The organism is Sulfitobacter aestuariivivens, from assembly GCF_014763045.1.
Lineage (GTDB): Bacteria > Pseudomonadota > Alphaproteobacteria > Rhodobacterales > Rhodobacteraceae > Sulfitobacter > Sulfitobacter aestuariivivens.
Genome location: NZ_JACTAG010000001.1, coordinates 1234032 through 1260365, shown reverse-complemented (window position 1 = coordinate 1260365; position 26334 = coordinate 1234032). Strand labels below are relative to the sequence as shown.

20 protein-coding genes are annotated in these 26334 nt (G+C 58.3%); 4 read left to right on the top strand and 16 right to left on the bottom strand.

The window, feature by feature from the left end:
* Positions 1-59 precede the first annotated feature (59 nt).
* The gene (locus H9Q16_RS06245; RefSeq protein ID WP_191074472.1) at positions 60-785 is read left to right on the top strand and encodes a sterol desaturase family protein; all 726 of its coding nucleotides are present in this window, start codon (positions 60-62) and stop codon (positions 783-785) included.
* Positions 786-788: 3 nt separating this feature from the next.
* Here the strand turns inward: H9Q16_RS06245 and H9Q16_RS06240 are convergent, their stop codons facing one another.
* The 12 genes from H9Q16_RS06240 to H9Q16_RS06185 all read right to left on the bottom strand — a co-directional run bounded on the left by H9Q16_RS06240 (position 789) and on the right by H9Q16_RS06185 (position 13515).
* Positions 789-1256: a hypothetical protein gene (locus tag H9Q16_RS06240; protein WP_191074471.1), complete on the bottom strand. Its 468-nt coding sequence runs from the start codon at positions 1254-1256 to the stop codon at positions 789-791.
* Positions 1229-2287, bottom strand: a complete 1059-nt coding sequence (locus H9Q16_RS06235; protein ID WP_191074470.1) for an agmatine deiminase family protein — start codon at positions 2285-2287, stop codon at positions 1229-1231. Before H9Q16_RS06235 ends, H9Q16_RS06240 begins: the two co-directional genes overlap by 28 nt.
* Positions 2287-3786, bottom strand: coding sequence for a replicative DNA helicase (locus H9Q16_RS06230; protein ID WP_191074469.1), 1500 nt, complete (start codon positions 3784-3786; stop codon positions 2287-2289). The genes H9Q16_RS06235 and H9Q16_RS06230 overlap by 1 nt, the downstream gene beginning before the upstream one ends.
* A 153-nt stretch (positions 3787-3939) precedes the next feature.
* A complete protein-coding gene (locus tag H9Q16_RS06225; protein WP_191074468.1) occupies positions 3940-4617 on the bottom strand; it encodes an orotate phosphoribosyltransferase in 678 nt (225 codons plus the stop codon).
* Between the two features lie 37 nt (positions 4618-4654).
* Positions 4655-5650, bottom strand: coding sequence for a threonine dehydratase (locus tag H9Q16_RS06220; protein ID WP_216859299.1), 996 nt, complete (start codon positions 5648-5650; stop codon positions 4655-4657).
* Complete coding sequence (pyrC, locus tag H9Q16_RS06215) at positions 5632-6672, bottom strand: dihydroorotase (protein WP_191074467.1); 1041 nt, start codon at positions 6670-6672, stop codon at positions 5632-5634. The genes H9Q16_RS06220 and pyrC overlap by 19 nt, the downstream gene beginning before the upstream one ends.
* 32 nt (positions 6673-6704) lie before the next feature.
* Positions 6705-7643, bottom strand: a complete 939-nt coding sequence (locus H9Q16_RS06210; RefSeq protein ID WP_191074466.1) for a phosphoadenosine phosphosulfate reductase — start codon at positions 7641-7643, stop codon at positions 6705-6707.
* Between the two features lie 110 nt (positions 7644-7753).
* Positions 7754-8800: a glycosyltransferase family 2 protein gene (locus tag H9Q16_RS06205; RefSeq protein ID WP_343067798.1), complete on the bottom strand. Its 1047-nt coding sequence runs from the start codon at positions 8798-8800 to the stop codon at positions 7754-7756.
* A gap of 1 nt (position 8801) precedes the next feature.
* Complete coding sequence (locus H9Q16_RS06200; protein WP_191074464.1) at positions 8802-9446, bottom strand: FkbM family methyltransferase; 645 nt, start codon at positions 9444-9446, stop codon at positions 8802-8804.
* A gap of 57 nt (positions 9447-9503) precedes the next feature.
* Positions 9504-11861 (bottom strand): glycosyltransferase family 2 protein, encoded by a 2358-nt coding sequence (locus H9Q16_RS06195; protein ID WP_191074463.1) that lies wholly within the window; start codon positions 11859-11861, stop codon positions 9504-9506.
* Positions 11858-12499 carry a sulfotransferase gene (locus H9Q16_RS06190; RefSeq protein WP_191074462.1) on the bottom strand — a complete coding sequence of 214 codons (642 nt, stop codon included), beginning with the start codon at positions 12497-12499 and terminating at the stop codon, positions 11858-11860. The genes H9Q16_RS06195 and H9Q16_RS06190 overlap by 4 nt, the downstream gene beginning before the upstream one ends.
* Positions 12496-13515: a glycosyltransferase family 2 protein gene (locus tag H9Q16_RS06185; protein ID WP_191075175.1), complete on the bottom strand. Its 1020-nt coding sequence runs from the start codon at positions 13513-13515 to the stop codon at positions 12496-12498. The genes H9Q16_RS06190 and H9Q16_RS06185 overlap by 4 nt, the downstream gene beginning before the upstream one ends.
* A 234-nt stretch (positions 13516-13749) precedes the next feature.
* Between H9Q16_RS06185 and H9Q16_RS06180 the strand changes: the two genes are divergently transcribed.
* On the top strand, positions 13750-14655 hold the full coding sequence (locus tag H9Q16_RS06180; protein ID WP_191074461.1) for an AAA family ATPase: 906 nt from the start codon (positions 13750-13752) through the stop codon (positions 14653-14655).
* Positions 14656-14714: 59 nt separating this feature from the next.
* Positions 14715-15971 carry a vWA domain-containing protein gene (locus H9Q16_RS06175; RefSeq protein WP_191074460.1) on the top strand — a complete coding sequence of 419 codons (1257 nt, stop codon included), beginning with the start codon at positions 14715-14717 and terminating at the stop codon, positions 15969-15971.
* A gap of 56 nt (positions 15972-16027) precedes the next feature.
* Here H9Q16_RS06175 and purL read toward each other — a convergent pair whose 3' ends face one another.
* The 4 genes from purL to H9Q16_RS06155 form a co-directional block, all read right to left on the bottom strand.
* On the bottom strand, positions 16028-18190 hold the full coding sequence (purL, locus tag H9Q16_RS06170; RefSeq protein WP_191074459.1) for a phosphoribosylformylglycinamidine synthase subunit PurL: 2163 nt from the start codon (positions 18188-18190) through the stop codon (positions 16028-16030).
* A gap of 160 nt (positions 18191-18350) precedes the next feature.
* Positions 18351-18884 carry a hypothetical protein gene (locus tag H9Q16_RS06165; RefSeq protein WP_191074458.1) on the bottom strand — a complete coding sequence of 178 codons (534 nt, stop codon included), beginning with the start codon at positions 18882-18884 and terminating at the stop codon, positions 18351-18353.
* Between the two features lie 239 nt (positions 18885-19123).
* A complete protein-coding gene (locus H9Q16_RS06160; protein ID WP_246455485.1) occupies positions 19124-21394 on the bottom strand; it encodes a mechanosensitive ion channel family protein in 2271 nt (756 codons plus the stop codon).
* A gap of 271 nt (positions 21395-21665) precedes the next feature.
* Positions 21666-22571, bottom strand: a complete 906-nt coding sequence (locus H9Q16_RS06155; RefSeq protein ID WP_191074456.1) for a LysR family transcriptional regulator — start codon at positions 22569-22571, stop codon at positions 21666-21668.
* A gap of 333 nt (positions 22572-22904) precedes the next feature.
* On the opposite strand from H9Q16_RS06155, the gene H9Q16_RS06150 reads away from it, so the two are divergent.
* Entirely contained in the window at positions 22905-26321 is a 3417-nt protein-coding gene (locus H9Q16_RS06150; RefSeq protein WP_191074455.1) for an indolepyruvate ferredoxin oxidoreductase family protein, read from the top strand.
* Positions 26322-26334: the final 13 nt, after the last annotated feature.

Sequence of the window (26334 nt, the reverse complement as noted above, 5' to 3'; positions counted from 1 at the left end):
ACGCAAGGTCCTGTAATTCTGATATTCAGCGGGGCAGCGAGATGCTGTAATGTGCAGACATGACACGTCTCAGGATCATGTTCTCGCATCCCAGTGTGGTGATCATGGCCATCGCCTGCGCGGCGGCCTTTGTGACGCTTGCGGTGGCGGCCCCCTGGTGGGTTTGGTGCCTGGTGCCGTTTGGCGTGCTGGCGCAAATGTTGAATGAATACAACCTGCACCGGTATGTCTTTCATCTCAAACCGCCCCGGCGGCAGTGGGCCTTTGACCTGCTTTATCGTGCGCATTACGGGCATCACGATTTCCCAACCAACCAGAAACTCTTTTTCGTACCTGTCTGGGTGGCAATCCCGATGCTGGTGGGGAATTTTGCCTTGCTTTGGGGCCTTCTGAGCCTCGCCAGCATACCACACTCATTATGGATCGCCGTTGCCATTGTACCCGCAGGCGGTGTGCTGACATTTCTGGGCTATGAATGGTTCCACATGACCGCCCATCTGACTGTCCCGAAGACCGCAGTGGAACGACACGTGACGCGCCTGCACAACCAGCACCACTTTCGTGACTTTTCAAAGTGGTTCCACGTCAGCCCCGGCGGGCAGATCATCGACCGGATCATGGGCACGGACATTGATCGCGAGGCGCTCAAGGCGCAACAGCGCATCGAATTCATCCGGACCTTGGGCATGGCACCTGACGATCCTCGGTTGGTTTCTGCCCGAACGCGCATGGCAGACCGCTATGGCCTGACGCCCGATGAAATCACACGCGCTGCACTCAGCTAAGGACTAACACACCGGAATCGGACAGTAGATCGTGCGCATCTCACCAATAAGCTTGGCAATTGGCGCCTCTTCCCCTTGCCAGCCAGGGGTGTTGCACATGAAGGGCATATGAACCTTCAGATGGTTTTGCATCGCCGGTTCCCAGCTTTTGGACGTCTCGGTCACCTGTTCGGCGGTGTAAAGCAGGAATTCAACGTAGTAGCGGTAGGCGGTGTGCTGGTCGGTGGTCTTGCTCAACGCGCAATAGTCAGGCTCGGCAAAGGCGGGCTGTTCGACCGATAGCGCCAGAAACGCCCGATAGATATCGCGGGCCGATTGCTCGTTTTGCAGTCTGGCGCTGGCATTGATCTGCATCGGGATGGCGACAAGGGCAGCCACCGCGACCAGAGTGGTGATCACGGCGGCAAGCGCCTGCAACGCAGTGGCATGACGGTTAAGCCAGTTCAGGAGGGCACCTGCTGGGTCGCACAATGGATGCCGCCCCCAATCTCACCCAACGCATCAACGTTCAGTGTGATGACCTCGCGCCCCGGGTAGTGCTGTCTGAGCACCTGCACAGCGGCTGCATCCGCCCCGGGATCGCCGAATTCGGCGACAAGGACCGCGCCGTTGCACGCATAGAAATTCGCGTAAGAGGCAACAAAGTCAAAATGATCTATGCGGCGCTTGCGGGGCTCAGAAATTACCTTGATCTGCAGGTCTGCAGCTTTCAACGCAGCGTGCGTGTCCAGTGCTGCAAGATGAAAGGGGTCGCTGGTATCGGGGGAGGCGGGCAGGTTGATCAATACCCGACCAGGTCCTGTGAACCGCGCAAGGCTATCAATGTGATAGTCGGTAATGTCCTCTCCGAAGACGCCCTCGCTCCAGATCATGCGTTTGGCCCCGTAAGCTTGCAAAAGGCGGGCTTGGATCTGGTCAAGGTCCAGTCCGGGATTGCGGTTCGGGTTCAGCCAGGAACTCTTGTGCGCCATCAGCAAGCCATGCCCGTCATGCTCGACACCGCCTGCTTCGCCGACCAAACCGCTGTCGATCAAACGCAAACCAAGGCGATCAGCGACCGCAGCCGCGATGTTCCCATCGCGCTGGTGCACCTGCTTTCTGCCCCAGCCGTTGAACGTGATATGGCTGACGACCAATGCGTCGCCCTCAAAGGCGAAAAGCGGGCCGGCATCCCGGGCCCAAAGGTCTTCGGTAGGGATGTCCCACAAGGACACCTGGCTGCTCAATAACTTGCGCGCCTCCGGGTGATCGGCCTTTGCCGCAAGCATCACGACAGGCTCAAAATCGGCAATGGCATTGGCGATATCTGCGACCGTCTGTTGCAGGATATCGCGAAAAACGGGGTCCGGATGAACCCGATTGCTGACCGGCCACATCATCAGCGTAAAGGCGTGCGGGGATTCTTCCGGAGGAACGAAAAGATCGCTGGTGGCGGCCATCAACGTGTCGCGTGGCGTGACGGCGGCACAGGCCCCTGTTGCCAGAAACCCGCGCCGCTCCATCAGAATTCCTGCTCGTCGACCGCCCCTTGCTGCCAGGGCTGCACAAGGTTGCCAAACCGTGTGAACCGACCCTCAAAGCTCAGGTCGACCGTGCCGATGGGGCCATGACGCTGCTTGCCGATAACCACTTCGGCCCGGCCATGCAGCCGCTCCATTTCTTCTTGCCACTTTCCCATGGCTTCCAGATCGTGATCGCCGGGTTTTTCCCGCTCCTTGTAGTATTCCTCGCGGAAAACAAACATCACGACGTCGGCGTCCTGCTCGATGGAGCCTGATTCCCGCAGGTCAGACAGTTGGGGCCGCTTGTCTTCGCGGTTTTCCACTTGCCTGCTCAGCTGCGAGAGGGCGATCACCGGGATGTCCAATTCCTTGGCAATGGCCTTGAGGCCCATGGTGATCTCTGAAATTTCGTTCACGCGGTTCTCAGACCGTCCGGTCCCGCGCACCAGTTGCAGGTAGTCCACGATCAACACGTCCAACCCATGCGTTCGCTTGAGGCGTCGTGCACGGGCAGCAAGTTGGCTGATCGGCAATGCGGGCGTGTCATCGATGAAAAGCGGGCAGGCCTCCAGCGCCTTGGCCGCATCCACAAACCGGCGGAATTCGATTTCTGACATGTCGCCCGAACGGATCTGCTGGGATGGAATCTCAGCCGCTTCCGACAGGATACGCGCAGCCAGCTGTTCGGCGCTCATTTCAAGGCTGTAGAAACCGACAACACCGCCGTCCACGGCCCCCACTGACCCATCTGGCAGCACACCGCGCTTGTAGGCTTTCGCGACGTTGAAGGCGATATTGGTGGCAAGTGATGTCTTGCCCATCGAGGGGCGGCCCGCAAGGATCAGAAGGTCAGACCGATGCAAACCACCAAGCTTCTTGTCCATGTCAATCAATCCGGTGGACACACCAGAGAGACCACCATCGCGTTGGTACGCGGCATTAGCGACATTAACAGCGTCCGTTACGGCCTTGAGAAAGCTTTGGAAACCGCTTTCTACCTGGCCCTGTTCAGCCAGCGAATAAAGTGCTTGTTCCGCCTCGACAATCTGCTCTTTGGGTTCTGACGCGACATCGACGTTGGCCGCCTTGGAAGAGATATCGCGGCCCAGCTGTATCAGCTCGCGGCGCGTCGCAAGATCATAGATCATCTGCGCATAATCGCGCACGGCAAAGGCGGAAATCGCGGCCCCGGCAAGGCGTGCAAGGTAGGCCGGTCCGCCCAGCTCTTTGAGGCCTTCATCGTCTTCCATGAACGCCTTCAGGGTCACCGGCGAGGCAAGGTTGTTCTTGGCGATGCGCTGGCTGGCGATGTCAAAAATGCGCGCGTGTACGGGGTCATAGAAATGTTTGGGCCCAATGATCGCGGCGACGCGATCATAGACATCGTTATTGGTCAGAATCGCCCCCAGAAGCTGCTGCTCAGCCTCAATGGAATGCGGCATGGTCTCCGCTGCCTGCACAGCGATACCGTTCGCGTTAAGCGATGTTATCTCGTTCATTATATCTCACCCGATTGTCCCGCTGCTGTGATAGCCAGCGAGCCGGTTTGGCGCAAATTGTATGTTTTTGTGGATGTCTTGTGGACAACCCAGCGCACACCACATCTTGCCTCAGCAAGGGGCAATCCGTCAACATCCAGTACCGGAAAAGAGCTAGCCCTTGCGGGTGTCCTGCCATTCTTTCGGCGCGTTGAGGAAGGCTTCGACCTCGGTCAGTGTCGCCTCGTCAAACGTACCTTGTGCCCTGGCTTCCGCCAGAACATCCCACCAGGTGCACAGGTGATGCAGTGCAACGCCATGATCCCCAAGGGTCTTTTCGGTCTGCGGAAAGATATCATAGTAAAAGATCACCGCTGTATGTCCGCAGGTGGCGCCGGTCTCGCGAATCGCATCCACAAAACTCAGCTTGGATCCGCCGTCCGTGGTCAGATCTTCGACCAGCAAAACGCGTTCCCCTTCGGTCATTGCGCCCTCGATCCGGGCGTTGCGGCCATACCCTTTCGGCTTTTTACGCACATATGTCATCGGCAGCGCCATGCGTTCCGCAACAAGTGCCGCGAAGGGAATGCCTGCTGTTTCGCCGCCCGCAATGTTGTCAAAAGCCTCAAATCCTGCGTTGCGCATCACGGTGACGGTCAGAAAGTCCATCAGGGTCGAGCGAATACGCGGGTAAGAGATCAGTTTGCGACAATCGATATACGTCGGGCTCGGCAGTCCTGACGCCAGCGTGAAAGGGTCCTTGGCGTTAAAGTGCACCGCGCCGATTTCCAGCAACATGCGCGCAGACAGGCGCGCGATTTCTTCGGCAGACGGGTAGGAGGACGGAATCATCGCTGCGGGCTCACTTTGGTTGCTCAGATGTCGCCTTCTAGCGCGAGGATCTTCCCGCGTCCATCTGGCCTGAAAGGATCGCGGCATACTTCGCCGCATCGATGTTCCCGCCGCTCAGCACCGCGCCGACGCGCTGCCCGTCCAACTGCGCAGTCTCGGCCATGACAGCCGCCAACGCCACCGCACCCGCACCTTCGGCAATATTGTGCGTCGCCCGAAAGATCAGACGCATGGCGTCTTGGATCTGCGCATCAGTAACCTCGACGATGTGGTCTGCCCCTGCGTTGATCAATGCCACGGCTTCTGGATTGGGTTCGCGCACAGCCACACCTTCGGCAAAGGTTTCAGCGCGGTTCGTGGGAACGGCATTTCCCGCTTCATAAGACAATGCGTAGGTGTTGGCCCCTTTGGCCACCACACCCACAACTTTGGTTTTCAACCCCAGCATGTCACGCATGCCCATCGTACCGCAGATACCAGACCCCAAACCAATGGGCACGTAAACCACATCCAGTGCGCCCGCCGCGGAAAAAAGCTCATGCGCATAGGTTGAGACGCCAAGCACCAGATCCTCATGAAAACTGGGGATCATGTCGAGGTTTTCGTCCCGGGCCAGTTGCCGCGCATAGGCCACCGCATCGGCAAAATCATCACCCACTTCAATCAGGCGCGCCCCCAGCGCGCGCATCGCTGCGTTCTTTTCGGCAGAATTGTTTTTTGGCACCACGACCGTTGCCGCGATCCCTTCGATCCGGGCCGCATTGGGAATGGACTGGCCATGGTTGCCAGTCGACGCTGTGATGACACCATTGAGCTTTCCGGCTTCCTTGCGCCGGCGCATATGAACAAGCCCACCACGCACCTTGAAGGCCCCCAGCGGCGTCTGGTTCTCATGCTTCAGCCAAACCTCGCAGCCCAGTTCTTGGGCCAGCAGGGGCCAGTTGTGCTGCAAGGTGGGTTGCAGGTGCTCATAGACGATACCCGCCGCCGCCTCATATGCGTCGCGGGTGAAGATCACAGGGCCACGTGCCAATGCAGATCCATGCCCGGGTCAAAAACTGTGACGGGCCCGTCTGAGGTATCGACACGGCCCGGATAGCTCACCGGATCGCCTTTTGTCAGCGTGATCATCGCTTCGTTAACAGGAAGGCCATAAAACGCCGGACCATTCAGCGAGGTAAAGCTTTCGAGGCGGTCAAGTGCGTTCTCTTGCTCGAATACTTCTGCGAGAATCGACAGTGTATTGGGGGCTGTAAAACACCCGGCACAGCCACAGGGCAGCAGTTTGTTGGCGTCCGTATGCGGCGCGGAATCAGTGCCCAAAAAGAACCGTGCATCGCCAGAGGTTGCGGCTGCGCGCAAGGCCAGACGATGCTCTTCGCGTTTGGCAACTGGCAGGCAGTAATAATGCGGCCTGATGCCACCGGCGAGGATATGATTGCGGTTGATGACCAAATGGTGGGTAGTGATCGTGGCACCCAGATCCTTGTCATGCGCGCGCACGTAATCGGCGGCCTGCGCGGTCGTGATATGCTCCATCACCACCCGCAATCCTGCATGACGTTTGCGCAGCGGATCAAGCACCCGGTCAATGAATACGGCTTCGCGGTCGAAGATGTCGACGTCGCCATCCACCACTTCCCCATGGGTACACAGCGGCAAGCCAATATCGGCCATCTTGTCCAGCACAGGCGCGACCTTGTCGAAATCGGTGACGCCGCTTGCGGAATTGGTTGTGGCCCCGGCGGGGTAAAGCTTGACGGCGGTAATCAAACCTTCGGCATGGGCACGCGCGACATCGCCCGGTTCGGTGTCTTCGGTCAAGTAAAGTGTCATCAGGGGCGTGAAACTGGTTTCCTCGGGCAACGCGGCCATGATCCGATCCCGATAGGCGCGGGCGTCGTCCGACGTGACAACTGGCGGCACGAGATTGGGCATGACGATTGCGCGGGCAAAATGAGCGGTCGTGTGGGGCAAAACAGCGCGCAGCATATCGCCATCGCGCAAGTGCAGGTGCCAGTCGTCAGGACGGCGGATGGAAAGCGTATCTGTCATGCATCGCGGCTAGCACGTTGCAAAGCTGCGTTCTAGCCTTCCTCGGCCAACCGCGCTTCAAGATCACGCAATCTTCTGGCGAATCCGCCTGTGCGCTGGATGCGGGAGGTTACATTTCTGCACAATGCTGCGGCCAGCAAAGGCCGGTCCAGGGTTTCAAGGCGCATCAGCACATTCCGAAGATAGGGGCGATAGTCACGCCGCGCACGATAAAGGGCCGCAAAGCTGGCAGGCGTCAGCGTACCGGCCTCGACAGCCAGCAACAGTGGGGCCAGCTGATCCATCTCCATCAGATCGGTCTGCAGCGCGGCCCCCATGTGGGTCATCCGCAGCTTGATCACATTCTGCCGGGTAAAGAGCGCGGCATGCATCGCATCCAGCGTCTCGCGCGGATCATAAAGCACAAAGGCCTGATCGGCCGCATCCAGCATGTCGGGCGCGTATCCGTAGCGCGAGCTAAAGTCTGTCCGGCGCATATCGACAAATCGATCATCCCAATCGGCGATCCGTGGATCAAGTGTGGCCTGCGGTTGGATCAACACAACCTGCGCCAGTGGCGAGGCTACGGAAAACGCCCCAGCCGCATAGCCACAAGGGCCAGCACCGTAGAATATCACCTTTTCGAACTCATCAAAGAACCCGTCATCCACCAGCCGGTCGAAATAGGCATAGACATCCGGGTCGCGAAACCAGGTGTCTCCGTCGCTGGCAACGCACAGATGCGACCACCCGTAATCGCGCAACATTTCCCAGCCAAAAGGCTGTGCCATCGCAGACAGTGCATGCATGCCCTGAATGGTCTCGAAGGTCACAAGCAACGTGGTCCCTTCCTCGACAAAGGAAGCGAAATGGCGGGCGCCAAGCTGTTGAAAATACCCGTCTTCCTCAACGATCTGGGATACCGCATGGATCCAGTCCGGCTTGCTCAGCTCGGCCAGAGAGGTCTCCAGTGATGGCGTCTGATCGGTCATTGCCACGTCCTCAAGTACAAGTGTCGCCCCTTGTTTTCAGGCGACTTGCGCGACGCATAGCGATTTAATGCGGCAAAATTACGGAGAATACATGTGCATATGGTGCGTGTTCAGCGCGGTTTGAGCCTTGCACGCGTGCCGTGGTCGATCAGAAAATCGGCCTCGGCACGGGTCAGCGGACGCGCAGGTGGCGTCATCATCAGACGACCGAAAAGGGCGCGGTAAGGTTCGTCTTGCATCAAGATCTCAAACCGTGCCTTGCGCCAGGCCACGGCATGTTGATGCAGATCGGCCAGAACAGTGTCCGCCTTCAGTTCCGCCAAAATCGCCGCCCGATGGGGGGCAAGCGCGCCGATGCTGTGATCCTCGTCCGTGGTCCAGTTACGCTCTGTCCAATAATCCAGCCCTAGCATGTCGTCCGCATGAACCGCGCGCCCCCTGTCGGCTTTCAAAACAAAGCTTTCCATCGAACCAAGCGGGTAGTGGTTGAGCTGAACCAAAGCGTAGTTGTCACGCCCGAACGGCGAAAAGATGCGCTTGGTCTTGAAAGGGTCGGGCAGGGGGCGGCCACTGCCGTCAAACCACCGCGCTGCGTCCAATCGCGCACGATCAGGCGCGCGGGGCCGGTGCACCCCGGGTTTCCCGTACGTTCCGTCATTGCGGTACAGCGTCTTGAACATCGCCGCCCGCCAGGGCCAGTACATCTTGACCGGTGCGCAGCGCGTAAAGGTCTCGGTCATCGGGGTATCGGTAAAGCGTACATGCCCCGCGTTTCCAAAAAGCCGCCAAGTTAACGTGATTGCCGTCGCCTCGGGCAGCGCATCATGCAGCGCGTTCAACGTGTGATCGCCCGCGTGAATGTTGACAAATTCGTCCACGTCCAGGGCCAAAAGCCAGTCTGCTGCCCGGACGCGATCCAGCTTTGCGGCGCGCTTCATCGCGGTAAACTGAATGCCGCCCTGATCATAGGGTCCGTCATTGCGCACATGTGACAGCCATCCAAGGGCCGCCAGACGGTCCAGCATCTTGTCCGTTCCATCATCGCAATCGTTTGAAAAGACAACAAAATCGTCAAATCCTACGGCCCGATGATGGGCAAGCCATTCCAGTAGAAACGCGGCCTCGTTGCGGACACAAAGCAAGCCCAGATGAGACACGTTACCAATCCGTCCGGAAACACAGCACCTTGCCGTGTGACCCGCGATGGTAATAGGCCAATCCCGCATCCATGAAGGCCTGCATCACCGCATTGATCCCCTTGGGGCCGATCCACTGGGGATGCGTCTCAAGAACCGCGGCGCGCAGCCCGCTGAGGTCAAGATGCGGTATCAGATCCGCCTCCGCCCCTTCGATGTCGCAGATCAGCACGGTGGGCTTGATGTCTTTGAAAACCTGTTTCGCATCCAGCACGTCTACTTTGACGCTTGGCGGGTCTACTTCGCCTTCCAGCACCGCCAGGGATGACCCCAGCATGGGATCGCGCACATAAAAATCGATGCCGCCCTCGTTCGGGCCAAGGATGGCATTGGTGACGTGGGCATTCGTCACCCCATTTGCGGCGTGAACCTCGCGAATATAGGGGATCAAATGGGGGTTTGCCTCGAAGGAGTGTATCGATCTGATCGGGCGTTTGGTGGCGAGAAGCGTGGACATATATCCAATGCCACCGCCCAGTTCCAAAACCGTGTCCCCTGCGCGCACAACGCGCAGTGCGGCCTCGGTTTCCTTTTGTTCATAAGCGTTTGTACGCAACAGCTTACGCACCCGGCCTTTGATGATGTCAGGATGACGGGGAAAGCGCATACCACGCGATCTGACGAATCGCCTGGCACCTGCCGGGGTCTGGGTCACTGCCATCTCTCAGGTCTCCATGTCGAGGGCCAAGGCATAGGCGACACGTTCGGTTTCGGTCAGCTTCACTGCCAGCGCCTGGGCATAAAGGTCTCTGAACTCCGGCATCTGGCGCAGCTCCGCAGCCTTTTGCTTGTGCCAGACAACACTTGCCTTGTGATGATCACGCAAATTATCGTCCTGCATCAAACGGTCGTATTCATCCCGCACGCGCGGAACATTTCGTTTGATGGTGATATCGCGATAATCTGACCAATCCATCCGAATCCAATAGTTGATCCCAATGGAACGATCGACATGCAGCGCGCGGCCGCGCTGACGCTTGATCAGAAAGGATTCCGCCGACCGCAGCGCGTAGTGATTAAGCTGGACCAGATCATACCCCACATTGGATTTGGACGACCGCCAGCCATTGCGTGCTGCATCACGGGTCATGTCCTGCCCCGAACCATTGACCCATTTTACTTTGCTTTCAAACGCTTCGGATAACTTGTTAGGGCGATGACACGATATTTTTTCGTAAGCCCCAATATTCCGAAACATGGATTTGTACCCCCAGACCGTATGAGGCTTTGGGCAGAATTTCGGCGCGCAGGCATCAAATTGTTCGATGACAAAATCGTCCCTGAAATCCGTCACACCGTTGTGTCCAAAAAGCCGCCAGGTCATCGCGATATTTGTCGCATCCGGCACCGCGGCAAAAAGATCGGACAGCGTGCCGTTCCCTGTGCGGATGTTGATGAACTCATCCACATCGATATGCGCGATCCAGTCCGCTTGGTGCACCACAGGTTCCCGGATCGCCTGGTTCAGGGCGTATTGCTGTGGCGAATTGCCCTTCCATCCCTCGTTGCTGCGGTGCGTCACATGCCCCAATTCCTGCAACCGTCCCAGAATGGCGTCGGTCGCATCGTCGCAATCATTTGTGTAGACGAGGAAATGATCGACCCCGATGGCCCGGTGATAAGCAATCCATTCAACGATATAGGGGCCTTCGTTCTTCATGCAGGCCACAATGACATTGCCGCTCGATCCGGCCTGCAAGGGACGCGACGGGGCTGGCTTAAAAGCCGCGCTCAATTCTTCCTCGTTCACGGCGCCCAAATTGTTGTGTGGGCGAAACTGAGAGCCAAGGACCATCTGGTAGTTCACTTTGACCTTATTCAGAATATTTGTGTTGGCGGCGCGCTCGGCGGTGTTTGTTGTCTTTTCCGTCAATAGGGCATCGAATTTTCGAGCGGCTTGTTCGGCAGCCTGCGCTTGTGCCCTTTTGTCTGCCATCGGTGTGCTGTGTTTGCTGATACCGTGGGCGTAGGCGGTCAGATATTGTGTCGCGCGAAACCCGAACTGAGCGTCTGCCTCGCGCCATTCGGGCTGCTTTTCCGGGGCGGTCAGAACGTCACGCAATGCGGGAAACTGTCTGATCAGGTCGGCATTGTCCCGGGCAAAATGTTCTGAAACGGCATGCAGACTGCCCGGATCGATCGGCGCGCCAGGGACGCGCAGCGACGCCAGCATTTGTTGCCACAATGCCCGAGGACATGAAATGTCGCGACCTTTCTGGAAGGCGATCAGCACGTCGTTGAACTGACGCATCCGCGCCAGCGTCGCCGCAGATTCTTCACCAGAAATCCGCCCAGGCTTTGTCTTGCCCAAAGGCTGATCCAACCCCAGTGCACTGAACAAAGCATCTGTCCCACGGTCCGACATCAGGTGACTGAGATCAAAGGGGGCAAGGGTCACTGAACCTGCGCCAAACGCCCCTTCCCACAAACGCTGCAGCGCGACGTAGTCAAGCCAGAAGGGTGGCCGTTCCACATCCGGGAAGATACCGAAATCAGGGGCCGACTGTGCGTCATACGCTAAGGCACCTGACCACCAATCCGATTGTCGGGCCAACGCCAGCTCCTGATCCAATGTCTGACGTCGGCCCTCCATCACAGCGGATGAATATTGCATGCACATCATCCGCGTTTGATGTGAAACATGAGCAACGACGTTTATATGATTGAAATATTGGGATAACAGGCCTTTCAGCCTTTCAATCTCAGCCGGTCGGTGCAAAAGACTGCCGAGTTGCGCAGCACTCAAGACGACATGCCGGGCCTTGATATGAGGCAGATCTTTTTCCATCCGCGCGTGAAACTCCGCACTCAACGTTTGCTGAACCAGCGGACTTTCCAACCCGCGCTTGTATCGCAGGACACCGACAGCATCGGGCGCGGCGCATGCCGCATAAAGGCGTACATGGTTCCAGTCAGGCGCAACAACACCCAGCTTTGCCAAACGGTCGGCCTTGTCCTTCAGCATCACACGCAGGCGCATCGCAGCTTGCTCAGCCGGGCCGATGAACAAGGTCAGCTTCATTCGCCTATCCGGTCCGCTTGTGGGGTCTTGCCCACATTGCTTTGGCCCCACCACGGCAAGTCAACACCAAGGTAGCGCGCCAGCCGCTCGGGCGCGTCCGCGTCTTCGATATCGTACTCCAGAAAATTATCCGCACTGCCGAAGAGGCGCCTGCAAAAAAGAAAATGCCCCTCAATCCAGCGTGTCAGTTCGGCTTCGCTTCGCCCAAACCCCCGCGGCAAGCCCGGAACATCCGCCTGCGGCAGCCGTCGCTTGCCCAGATTATTCCACCGCATCATCGAATTGGCCGTCTTTTCCGGATCCCGCGTGGTCAGCACGAACTTTACGCCCGGATAGTGCCGTTCGATGGCCTTCAGCAACGCAAGGTCCGTCTGCGGCCAGAACGAGCGATCCTCGCGCACCGCTGACATCTCATTGATGACATCAAATTCGTCAAGCCGCGCCAATGGGTTACCAGAGGCAAAATAATCCTCATACATGACTTTGCCCACATGCATGCGCGGAATGTCAGTTCGTGTACTTTGGCCGGGCCTGATTTTCCAGTCTGCCACACGCAGCCCGGCTTTACGCAAAGCATCCGTCAGCGTTGTGGTTCCGGTTTTGGGTAAGGCCAGATTGACAATGCGCAGTCGCGTCATGCCATCCCCAGTTCAGCGCGAATGGCCGTTTCAGCAGCGGCAAAAGGGGGGGCAGATCGTAGCTGATCTTGCATCTGGCAATAGCTCTCTTGTGCCAGCAACTCATCCCGCCTGGCACGATGAAGCCGCACCGCCTGTGCGTGCAAGGCGTCCACGCCGTCCAGCGCCTTCAGCCGGTCCATCTCTTGGCGCAAAGGGGCCTCGTAACGCAGGATGCTGTCGTCAAAATGCGCCGCGTCATTGCGTTCGCGCCAGTACGTATCGTCAAAGGTGCGGTGCTCGCGGTTCACGTCGCCCCGGTCATTCTTGACGAGGTAGCTGTCCAAAGATCGCAGCGCATAGTGGTTCAGGGTCGCAAAACGGCGGGCACCCTTGGCAGGAAAAGCGCGGATCCGGCGCTTGTTCGCGGCCTTACGAAAAACCGCCGGTACCGGCCTGCCAGCGCCATCGGTCCATCTGGGCTGCGCCATGCTGTCGTCATGAAACGGGCGATGCGCGCCAAAGTAATCCAGCGGAAAACCTTTTTGTACCAGCGACTTGACCTCTATCGCTATGTCCGCCCCCCAGATATCGGGGTTATGGCTGTGCAAAAACTGCGTGATCACCGGCATGTCCTCAAAGGCATCAATCCCATTGTTGGCCATGAACTGAAATGTCACGGATATGGCCTGAGGATCGCCGCAAGCCTCGATCAGCGCCGGGATTGTATGATCGCCTACATGAATATTGAGAAACTCGTCCACATCCGCGACCCAGACCCAATCAGCTTTCCGGATCAGTGGGTGCCGCCGCGCCTTTTTCAGGGCCTGCATCTGGTAATTACGGTTGGTTGCCGGATTGGGCAGATGCGCGACGATCCCATGCGCTGCCAACTGGTCCAGCAGCAAATCGGTCGCATCCGTACAATCGTTTGAGTAAAAAAGAAAATCTGTGACCCCGATCACGCGGTGAAAGGCGATCCATTCCAGCAAGAACGGCCCTTCATTCTTTACGCAGGTGACAGCCGTGATGCGCATTTCAGCACGCCACATCCGGTTGGAGGGTTTCTATTTTCTGTCTCATGTCCGCCTCTGGCCCTCACGCAGGATGCGCCGAACCTTATATTTATTCGTTAAGACTATGCCCGGCAGCATGAATCCCGTCAATCTTGCCCCCTTTGGCCCACGGCACACGTGACAATTCGGCCATGGCGATGACTTGACCCCGGGCGGACAAGATGCACCTCTTGCAGGGCATCAAAGGGAGCCATCATGCCAGATCTGTCCACTATCGACGCCGTCCAGTCCATGTTGGGCAAACAGGGGTATGTCTGCGGCCGCGATCTGGCGACGGTGGTTTTTCTCAGTCTCAAGCTTGGGCGTCCCCTGTTTCTTGAAGGTGAAGCGGGTGTGGGCAAAACAGAGATCGCCAAGGCCTTGGCCACCGGTCTGGACCGCAAGCTGATCCGGCTGCAATGCTACGAAGGTCTTGACGCGGCCTCAGCGGTTTACGAGTGGAACTTTGCGGCCCAAATGGTAGCCATTCGCGCCGCAGAGGCCTCGGGCGCCTCCACAGATGAGCTCACGGCGGACCTCTTCAGTGACAGATTTCTTATCGAACGCCCGCTGCTGGAGGCCATGCGGCCAGACCCACGCGGTGCGCCGATCTTGCTGATTGATGAATTGGATCGCACTGATGCCCCGTTCGAGGCCTTCCTGCTCGAAGCGCTCAGCGATTTTCAGGTTACAATTCCTGAAATGGGGACGATCAAAGCGCCGGAACCCCCGATCGTAATCCTGACCTCCAATCGCACGCGCGAAGTCCATGACGCGCTCAAACGCCGCTGCCTCTATCATTGGGTCGACTACCCCGATTTCACCCGCGAAATGGAGATCCTCTCCGCTCAGGTTCCCGAGGCTGCCGAAGCCCTCAGCCGCGAGGTCGTGGCCTTTGTCCAACACCTCAGAACCGAAGACCTTTTCAAAAAGCCCGGCGTGGCGGAAACCATCGACTGGGCCAAGTGCCTGCTGGCACTTGATATGATCACCCTAAGCCCCGAGGTCATCGCCGACACGATGGGCGCGATCCTGAAGTATCAGGACGATATTGCAAAGCTTCAGGGCTCAGAAGCCAAACGCATCCTCGATCAGGCCCGCGCAACGCTGGAACCAGCATGATTTATCTTCTGGCTGAAAATATCCCGGGGGTTTGGGGGCTGGCCCCCAATCGGACCTGAATGGCAGAACACCTTCCGCTGCAATTGCCGGACGATCCCAAGCTGTCGGCGAACATCACGCATTTCGCGCGCGCGCTGCGCCGTGCCGGGCTGCCCATCGGGCCGGGCCGGGTGATTGATGCCATTCGCGCGATCGAGGCTGCGGGCTTCAGCAACAAGCGCGATTTTTATTGGGCGCTGCATGCGTGTTTCGTAAACCGTCCCGAACACCGGCGCGTCTTTGCCCAGATCTTCAGGCTCTATTGGCGCGATCCCCGCTACCTGGAACACATGATGGCGGCGATGCTGCCCGCAATCCGCGGCGTGCAAGAGGATCGACCTGCACAAGCCGCCGAAAAACGCGCCGCCGAAGCACTGCTGGACGGCGCAGAAGCGCCGGACATAGACACCCCCCCGCCAGAGGAAGAGGACGCGGTGATCGAGGTAGACGCGAGCTTTACCATGTCATCGAAAGAGCGTCTGAAAACGCTGGATTTCGAACAGATGAACCTTGAGGAAATGGCCCAGGCCAAGCGCATGCTGGCCAAGCTGACCTTGCCGGTAAAGCCGTTGCCGTCCCGCCGGACGCAAGCTGCAGCACATGGCAGGATTGATGCGGCCCGCAGCCTGCGCGCAGCCCTGCGCAAAGGAGGCGAGATGCAGACGCTTTCGTTCAAGAAACCCCGTCTGCGGTATCCAAATCTGGTGGTTCTATGCGACATCTCCGGATCAATGAGCCAATACAGCCGCGTGGTCCTCCATTTCCTGCACGCGGTGTCAAATGCCAGAGGGGCAGGGTGGGCGCAGGTCCATGCCTTTACCTTTGGCACCCGGCTGACCAATATCACCCGCCACCTTGCCACCCGCGATGTGGATGCCGCCCTGACTGCTGCAGGCGCCGAGGCACAAGATTGGGAAGGCGGGACGCGTATTGGCGATTGTCTGGAGAGCTTCAACCGCAACTGGTCCCGCCGGGTGATGGGGCAGGGTGCGGTTGTCCTCCTGATCACTGATGGTCTGGATCGCGGCGCAGTGGACAACCTGACCCGACAGATGCAACGCCTGAACCTTACGGCCCGTCGGCTGATCTGGCTGAACCCGCTGCTGCGCTGGGATGGGTTTGCGGCCAAGGCGGAAGGCATTCGCGCAATGCTGCCCCATGTGGACAGCTTTCGGGCCGGTCATTCGATTGCATCACTGGAAGAACTGGCCGCAGTGATTTCACGTGGTGATGATCAGGGGGAAAAAGTCCGCCTGATCGCGTCGCTGGAAAACTGAGCATCTTCGCCGCACTACCGCCTGGATCAGCGCTGTGAGCCGACCAAAACAAAGGTTCAGGCGAAGGTGTCGGCGAAGGTTGACCGATAGATGGCGCTCAGGTCCGCCAGTGGCGCGCTCGCGCTGCCAAAGGTGACGGTGTCGCCGCCGAAGCTGCCAGCGATTTCGACGTGGACGTCAGCAACCCGGGCGGCAGCGCGTAGCTCTTCAGCCTGTTCAGCCGAACAGCCAATCAGGTACCGCGCCTGATCCTCGCCAAACAGCCGGGCCGTGTCTTCCGTATCAAGTGTGACGCCAAGGCCCGACTTTTCCGCCAGTTCGAACGCCGCAAGCGCAAGGCCGCCGTCGCTCAGGTCAGTACAGGCCGCGATACTGGAGCGGTTGGCGCGGATGAAATCGCCGTGGGCTTTTTCCGCCTCCAGATCAACGTGAGGCGCATCGCCTTGAGCATCATCAGGGCGGACCTGCGCCAAAAGCGCAGACTGGCCCAGATGGCCCGTGGTGTGGCCGACAACAAGGGCGACATGACCCTCACGCACCGCGTCCCCGATAATGTGCGCGGGGTGGTCAATCAGCCCCACCGCACCGATGGTCGGTGTTGGCAGGATCGCCGTCCCGTCGGTTTCATTGTAAAGCGAGACATTGCCAGACACGATCGGCATATTGAGGGCCGAGACCGCTGCGCCGATGCCTTTGATGGCCCCAACGAACTGGCCCATGATTGCTGGCTTTTCAGGGTTCCCAAAGTTCATGTTATCCGTTGTCGCCAGCGGCTTGGCCCCCACGGCGGTCAGGTTGCGATACGCCTCTGCAACCGCCTGTTTGCCGCCCTCGAACGGGTTGGCTTTGACATATCTCGGTGTCACGTCAGAGGTAAATGCGATGGCCTTGTCCGTGCCGTGCACCCGCATGATGCCTGCGCCCAGACCCGGGGTGCGGTTCGTATCCCCCATGACCATCGTATCGTATTGTTCGAAAACCCAGCCTTTGTGGGCATAATTCGGGTCGCCGATCAGCCCTTTCAGGCCCTCGATCGGATCGATCTGAAAGGACAGATCCAACGGCGCAGCTGGCGGGGTTTCCTCCCAGGGTCGGTCATATTCCGGCGCGGTCGAGGCAAGCTTGCTCAGCGGCAGATCTGCCTTGACCTCCCCATGGTGCAGGATCAGAAACCGGTCCTCGGCAATGGTCTCGCCCACGATGGCAAAATCGAGATCCCATTTCTCGAACACCGCACGCGCCTCTGCCTCAAGCTCGGGCTTGAGGACCATCAGCATGCGTTCCTGAGACTCGGAAAGCATCATCTCGTAGGCGGTCATGTTCTCTTCGCGCTGTGGCACATCCTCAAGGGTGAGCTTGACGCCAAGCCCGCCCTTGTCGCCCATTTCCACCGCCGAACAGGTGAGGCCTGCCGCCCCCATGTCCTGAATGGAGATGACAGCACCGGTACCCATCAACTCAAGCGTGGCCTCCATCAGGCGCTTTTCGGTGAAGGGGTCGCCCACCTGCACCGTGGGCCGCTTTTCCTCAATGGTGTCGTCGAATTCGGCCGACGCCATGGTCGCCCCGCCGACACCGTCGCGGCCGGTCTTGGCGCCCAGATAGACCACTGGCATGCCCACGCCGGACGCCGCCGAATAAAAGATCTTGTCCGCATCAGCGAGGCCCGCCGCAAATGCGTTCACCAGACAATTGCCATCATAGGCCGCGTCAAAGCGTACTTCGCCGCCCGCACAAGGCACGCCAAAGCAATTGCCGTAGCCACCCACGCCCGCCACAACTCCGTGGACCAGCTGGCGCGTCTTGGGATGCTCTGGGCGGCCAAAGGACAAAGCGTTCATCGACGCAATGGGCCGCGCGCCCATGGTGAAGACATCGCGCAGGATGCCGCCAACGCCCGTGGCCGCCCCTTGATAGGGTTCAATGTAGGAGGGGTGATTGTGGCTTTCCATCTTGAAGACCAGCGCCTGACCATCGCCGATATCCACAACACCGGCGTTTTCTCCGGGGCCGCAGATCACTTGAGGGCCTTCGGTTGGCAGCGTCCGCAGCCACTTTTTTGATGATTTGTAGGAACAATGCTCGTTCCACATGGCGGAAAAGATGCCCATCTCGGTGTAATTGGGCGCGCGTCCCAGGATGCTGTTCACTTCGGCGTATTCGTCAGGCGTGAACCCATGCGCGGCAATCAATTCGTCTGTGATGGCAGGCTCGGTCATGGCAGTCCCCAGAGTGCTTTTGCGCATCTCTTAGAGGAGGATGGGAAGAGGGGAAAGGGTGCTTGCGCCGAAATAAGATCAGGCGACCCTTCAAAACAAAGGGCCGCCCGAAAATGTCGCCAGCGAGACGCAGTTGAAGCGCTGGCAGGTCTTTGGATCGTTACATCACGATGACGGTCGTGCGCGTTTCGTCATCACGCTTGGAGCCATCCTGCGCCTTGAGGTACAGCTCGTCGATTGTGGTATCGAGGACCAGCGTGCCATCGATCATCATCATCGATTCCGGCAGCAGTGTCAGAACCAATGTCTCGGCGTCGATTTTCACGTCTTCGATCAGATCGACCACCACTTCTGGGTTACCCTGGCCGTCAAATGTGACCTCGGTGATATCACCCAGAAACACGTCGTCTGTTGTGGTGAGCTCGCCACCAATGGCATTCACCAGCGCGTTGTACTGGGCCGTGGTGACGGACATGCTGGTGGGGTCGTATTCGGCAATGCCGATACCTTGGCGTGTCAGCGGCACGTCCTTGTCGCCATTGCTGATGGACCCAACAGCATTGGCTTGGCCACCCTCGGTGATGGCTGGTGAGTTGCCGGTCAGATCTGACGCGCTGTCGTTAGAGGCCATTGCCATAGGGGCAGCGATCAGTGTGGCGATTGTTGTCGAGGTCATCAGAAAGTTGCGTGTCATGATTTACTCCATTCAAAAGGTGTCAGTTACCGCTTCGGTCGCGGTGATTGGGAAAAGAACGGTGGTTCAATTCGAAAGGTTCCAAAAAAATTTTGCGGAACGTACCGAAAAGCGAACTCAAGATATTGTAAAAAATGAACAAAAATTTGGAAAAATGTCCTTCTCAACGCCGCCCCTGAGTGTGGCGTTGGCATTCATCGTCCGAAAAGTGCAGGCTGGTGAGACCCTTTTCGCGTACTTCAGCGCGACTCCTTGCCAGGATCGGCAATCTGCTCCTGCGCCGCCTGGGTGGCGGCCGCAGCAATCGCTGCTTTGTCTTCTTCTGTCAGCTCCTGACCCTGCTCCATTGTGGGCAACGCCACGCGCACCTCGCGGCGGGCGAAATCAATGCCTGCTTCGGCAAAGGCGGCTGAGACGCGGTTGTAAATCTCCTTGCGGATCATGAACTGAGTGCCCGGCTTGCACATGAACTTACCGCGGATCACCATGCCCACATCGTCGATCTCAAGCACGCCCTGTGATTTGAACGGGGCAAGGAAATCCTCCTGAAACTCGGGCACTTCCAATAGCTCCTGACCGATCTTCTTGAAGATTTTCTTGATCTGGTTGGGATCACTGTCAAAGGGGACAGTAAAGCGCAGTTTCATGATCACCCAGTCGCGCGAATAGTTGGTGATCTTGGGGATCTCGCCATAGGGGATCGTATGAACGGGGCCTTTGTGGTGGCGCAGCTGCATCGACCGGATTGAAATCTTTTCGACCGTCCCCATAGTGCCGTCAACCTCGACATATTCGCCGGTGCGAAAGGCGTCGTCGATCAGAAAGAACACACCCGAAACCACGTCAGACACCAGTTTCTGAGCGCCAAAACCGATGGCCAGACCAACGATGCCGGCACCCGCCAGAAGCGGTGTGGTGTCGATCCCGATATTGCCGAGCGCCAGCAAGAGAAAGATCACCACGATGGCTGACCGGCAGACCAGCAGAATAAGCGGCAACACGGTTGACAGCCGCGAACCGCCTGCGCCACCGCCGTCGCCGCCCACTTCCTGCGTTTCCGGATCAAAACCGCTGGCGGTCATTTCCGCCGCCAGCTTGCTGTTGATGAAAAGAGAAACCGCCTCGTAAAGCAGATAGCCAAAAGACAGAATGATCAGAAACTCGATCACCGCCGCGGCCAGCCGTGCGCCCACCCCGGCAGTGGCGATGGCCTGCGGTGTCATGCCCCAGAAATCGGCAATCGCCAGCAAGACAAGGCCAAAAACCACCACGCGCCCAATGCGTACATAGGTCCGTTTGGTCGAGTGATAGGCGCGTTCGGCCACAGCACCTTCCCCTTTCATGGCAGGGGTTGCATGGCGCACGATCCCCCGGATGGCCGTGTCCAGAAGTGGCGCAAAGAGTAGTAATGTCATGGTCTTGTACTGCGGATTTGTGGCCAGCAAGGCAAAGTTTTCATAGCTGACTACAATGTTCACAACCCACCACATCAGAACCACCAGCACGATCGCGAACCAGGGGTAAAGTCGCGCGACGCGGTTCTCCATCGGAGTGACGTTGGGGTCATAGCCACGCATCATGCTGACCATGGCATCGCGATACTTCCAGATCACCCAGACCAGATAGACATGCAGCGACAGGCTCAGCCAGAAACCCAATCGGGTCTCCCCCATGGGCACGCCGTTGTCGGCGTTAAAAATCAGGATCGCCGCAGAAAAGCCCAGCAACACAGCGATCCAGAAATTATGAAAACAAAGCGCCTTGGCCTCCTTGGAGGTCACGTTCAAAAGGCGATATTCCGGGTTCAGCGGCGCAAACACGAAAAAGGCCCAAGCCAGAAAAAGGCGTGGAAAGCCGATCAGGTACATGCCGACTAGCTGCACAACAGGCACTAAATTGTCGGGTAATATGGTCCGCCCGACTGTGCGCGCCACCAGAACAAAGATCACCACCGCGATCACCTGTGTGGTCAGGCGCTGGCTGAGCAATTGCAGCGTTTCGCGCAGGGTCATGTTGTCGGCATCTGTGGGCGGCAAGATGCGCCACCCCCGGGTCAGCCTGCGAAAAACAAGCTCTGCAGCCGCTGCGATACCAAAAACCACAATCATGTAACCCAGCAGCTTGACCAAACCCAAGCCGCCACCGATGCGGTCGAAAAAGTTGGAAAAAGCTGTCGCCTGTCCGGTGTAGAGCAGCGGAAGCCGCTCAATAGGCGTGGTTACTGATGACCATGCACCCGTCGTTGCGTGATAAACGAACTCGGATTCTCCGGCTGACGCGGCCTCGGCCTCCTCTGTTGCCTGGGTATTGAGCTGATCGAGCAACAAAGACCGAACCTCGCTGTCCGACAGCCGCGAAATCAACGCATTCGCGGCTTCCGTCGTTAAGGGGTCAGGCAGGGTAACGGCACTTTCCGAAGCATTTGTTCCCGGCAGCATGACCTGAGCGTGGGTTTGGGTGCCCGACATCACCATCAGACACATCAAAGTTATCTGGATCAGTCTGATCATATGTGTCATGTGACGCCCCCGAAATTTCTTGCAACAGGGTGCCTGATAGATGCCCTCATGAACAATGGCTAATTTCCGACGGACCAAAGCTGCCGAGTAAAGCGCAAAAAAAGGCCGAGCACGAAGCTCGGCCAAGTCCAACAGGGAGGTATGAAGCGGTCGGCCGTGAGGCCACCAGTCTTCATGAACTTCACTTAGGAACCGCGCTGGCCCCGATCAAGAAAAAACAGGGTTGTATCAGGACATGCCCGCTATGCGTTCTACGCATACCTCAGCCTTTTTCCTTTTCCCGCAACTGCTTGCGATACGTAATTATCTCGTCCTGAACAAAGTCCTTGAAGGCAGAGACACGCTTGGATTGACGCAATTCTTCCGGATAGGCCAGAAAAACGGGCACATCTGCCGACTCAGCATCGGGCAGAACCTGCACCAGATCGGGGAAATCCTGTACCACATAATCCGGTAAGACCCCGATGCCCAAATCGTGCAAAACCCCTTGTAAAACACCGAAATAGTTATTCACCGTCAACAAGGACCGCACATCGTTCAGCATCAACTGCTGAACCATCGTCACGCCCGCACTGACCTGATCGCTATCAATGTTCTGGCAGATCAACCGATGCGTTGACATGTCCTCCATCCGCTGAGGGGTGCCATTTTCCGCCAGATATTTTTCTGTTGCATAAAGCGACATGCGCACCGTCATCAGACGCTTGCGGATCAAATCCGCCTGACTGGGCTCCTTCATGCGGATTGCCACGTCCGCTTCGCGCATCGGCAGATCCAGCACGCGCTCTTCAAGCATCAGATCGACCTTGAGGTCGGGGTACTTCTCATAAAGCTTGGGCAGACGCGGCGCCAGCCACAGCGTGCCGAACCCGGTCGTTGTGGTGACGCGCAACTCACCGAATACCTCTTCTTCGCTGTCCCGAATGCGCGCGGCTGCGGCATCAAGACGTTTTGTCATGGCTGTTGTGGCGTCGAACAATAGCTCACCCTGTTCGGTCAGGATCAGCCCGCGGGCGTGGCGGTGAAAGAGGTTGGTGTTCAGTTGCTCCTCCAGCCCCCGGATCTGGCGGCTGACCGCAGATTGGCTGAGGTTCAGCTTGTCGCCCGCATGCGTAAGGCTGCCCGCGTCGGCCACAGCGTGAAATATTCTGAGTTTGTCCCAATCCATCGCAAGGTCTTTCTCTGGTTGTCATGGTCCTATCGTATCTGGCGCGGAAATAAAGGGGAGATCAGGTCGGACGCGCTGACCAAGGTCCCTGCCACGCGGGACGCAGATGCCAGTCAACCGCCGGAATTGGACGCGTATTTCGGACGTGCAGGGACAGAAACCCGCAGGTGCATTGGATCTGGCAGCACCAAGAAGACAGGAAAAATTGATAGTCTCGCAGCAGCTGACCAATTGGGCGCGGACGCCATCCGCGCTATCCTCTATACAGGTCAGCATTAATGACCTATATACTCAAGCCAAGACACCTTATCTATGTCTTGAGGGAGGCCCGCCATGACGACGCAGAAGATTTCTCTGAACGACAGGTTCGATCTGGACAAAAGCCCGGTGCTGTTGAACGGCACGCAGGCACTTGTGCGATTGATGATGATGCAATCTGCACGCGACAAGGCCGCAGGGGCGAACACGGCAGGGTACGTCACCGGCTACCGCGGCTCCCCCCTGGGCGCGGTCGACCTGCAAATGAGCCGCGCGGAAAAACAGCTTGCGCAGCACAACGTTACATTCCAGCCCGGCCTGAACGAGGATCTTGCCGCGACTGCCCTGTGGGGCAGCCAGCAGGCTGAGCTGCGCGGCGAAGGCAAGTATGACGGCGTCTTTGGCCTGTGGTATGGCAAGGGCCCCGGCGTGGACCGTTCGGGCGATGTCATGCGTCACGCGAACATGGCAGGCACCTCCGCGCAGGGTGGAGTTCTGATGGCAATGGGGGACGACCACACCGGGGAATCCTCTACCGTGCTGCACCAATCCGAATGGGCTCTGGTCGATGCCTATATGCCGGTCGTGTCCCCGGCAGGTGTGCAGGAAATCCTTGATTACGGCATCTATGGCTGGGCGCTTTCACGGTTCGCGGGCGTCTGGGTGGGCCTCAAGACGATGAAAGACACGATCGAGGTCACGAGCGTTGTGGATGGCGATCCTAACCGGATGCAGCTTGTCACGCCTGACTTTGACATGCCCCAGGGCGGGCTCAACATCCGGCTGGTCGATGACCGCCACCAACAAGAAGCCCGCCTGATCGACTACAAGCGCTTTGCGGCCGAGGCCTTCAGCCATGCCAACAAAATGGACAAGCGTATCTGGGGCAGGCGCGGCGCTAAGATTGGCTTTGTCGCGGCGGGAAAAAACTGGCTGGACCTGCAGCACGCGCTTTCGCTTCTGAACATCGACGAAAACGAAGCCGAGCGCCTTGGCATCACAACCTACAAGGTTGGCCAGACCTTCCCCCTGGACATGCGCGGGTTCCATGACTGGGCCGAGGGCCTCGATCTGGTTGTTGTGATAGAAGAAAAACGCAAGCTGATCGAAGTGCAGATCAAAGAAGCGCTCTTTTCTGACACCCACCGCCGCGTCTATGGCTGGTACAAGGGCGGCGGTGCGGGGCTGGAGCACGGCGAGGAACTGTTCCCGACGCGCGGCGACCTCAACCCGGTCCTCATCGCCGAGAAACTGGGTGGCATCCTGCTGGAGGAAGGCCGCGAAACCGATGGAATCCGTGCCGGTCTTGAGGCGCTGGATGAAGCGCAACGCGCTGATAACGCAGAAGATATCGCCGCGCGGTTGCCATACTTCTGTTCAGGCTGCCCGCACAACACCTCAACCAAAGTGCCCGAGGGCGCACGCGCCTACGCCGGTATCGGCTGTCATTTCATGGTCCAATGGATGGACCGCGAAACGCTCGGATACACCCATATGGGCGGCGAAGGCGCCAACTGGATCGGCGAGGCGCCGTTTTCCAACCGCGCCCATGTGTTCCAGAACCTCGGCGATGGCACCTACAACCACTCAGGCGTTCAGGCCATCCGCGCCGCATTGGCGGCAGGCACCAACATCACCTACAAGATCCTCTACAACGACGCCGTTGCCATGACCGGCGGGCAGGGTAACGAGGGCGATCTGAGCCCGGAACGGATCGTCGCCGAACTCAAAGCGATGGGGGTCAAGCATCTCTCGGTCGTCTACGATGATAAGGAAGATGTGAACTTTGACGCGCTCAAAGGTGTCGACATTCACGAACGCGCGGAACTGATGGATGTTCAGAAGCGCCTTGAGACCGTCGAAGGTGTATCGGCTATTGTATACATCCAGACCTGCGCTGCCGAAAAGCGCCGCCGCCGCAAGCGGGGCCTATTCCCGGATCCTGACAAACGGGTCTTCATCAACGAAGAAATTTGCGAAGGCTGCGGCGATTGCGGAGTGCAATCCAATTGCGTGTCCATCGTGCCCAAGGAAACCGAACTTGGCCGCAAGCGCGCCATTGATCAGTCCTCCTGCAACAAGGACTTTTCCTGCGTCAACGGTTTTTGTCCGTCCTTTGTGACACTTCAGGGTGCGCAAATCCGCAAGGACCCGACGACAAACATCACGATACCCGATCTTGCCGAACCTGATCTGCCAGTCATCAAAGGGACCCACAACGTCGTGATTACCGGGGTCGGCGGCACCGGGGTCGTGACAATCGGTGCGCTTCTGGCGCAGGCGGCGCATCTGGATGGTAAGGGTGCTGGCATGATGGAAATGGCCGGTCTTGCCCAAAAAGGCGGCGCCGTCCACATCCACTGCCGCATTGCGAACCAGCCCGAGGACATCTCGGCCATTCGTGTTGCCACAGGTGAGGCAGACGCGCTGATTGGTGGCGATCTGGTGGTTTCTGCCGGTCACAAAACCCTGGGCCTGACGAAGGCGGGTCGGACCGGCGCCGTGGTCAACAGCCACGAAATCATCACCGGCGATTTTACCCGCAATACAGACTTTCAGATGCCCTATGACCGCCTTTCACTGGCACTAGAGGCACGGCTGAAAGATGCGGTCGCCATGTTCGATGCCTCCGATCTGGCCAAGGCAACGCTGGGCGATTCCATCTTTTCCAACATGATGATGTTGGGTGCGGCCTGGCAACGCGGGCTGTTGCCCCTGACGCTGGAGGCGCTGCAAGAGGCGATCCGCCTCAATGGTGCGGCGGTTGAACGGAATTTGCGCGCGTTTGAACTGGGGCGTTGGGCGGTCGAGCACCCGCAAGACGCGGCCAAGGTTCTCGAAACCAAGGTGATTAATCTGCCCAAAACTCTGGATGACAAAATCGCGTTCCGCGCGGCGCATCTGGCGGATTATCAAAGCAAGCGATTGGCCAAACGCTACATGCGGATGCTTGACGGTATCACCGACCCAGAGGTGAAAGAGGCCGTGGCAAAAGGGTACCATAAACTATTGGCCTACAAGGACGAATACGAAGTTGCCCGCCTGTTGTTGTCGACACGCGACAAGGCAAAGGCCGAATTTGATGGGGATCTGAAAATGACCTTCCACCTTGCGCCACCGATCCTGTCGCGCCAGGGGCCAAACGGACGCCCGGCCAAGCGGGAATTCGGCGAATGGCTCGAGACACCGATGCGCCTGCTCGCCCGCTTGAAGAAGCTGCGCGGCACTCCGCTTGATGTGTTTGGCTACACCGCTGAGCGCCGGATGGAGCGGTCGCTGATCAAACAATATCGCGCCGACATGACCGAAGTCTTGCCAAAGCTGGATGACCAGACCCGTGCAGCAGTGGTGGCGCTTGCCGCATTGCCGCTGCAGATCAAGGGGTTCGGCCCGGTCAAACAAGAGAATGAGGCAAAGGCCGCAAAACGCCGCGAGGAATTGCTGAGCGTGATCAGAGCAGGCGGGGCGGAAACCCGCAAGGCCGCGGAATAAGCGTAACCTAACT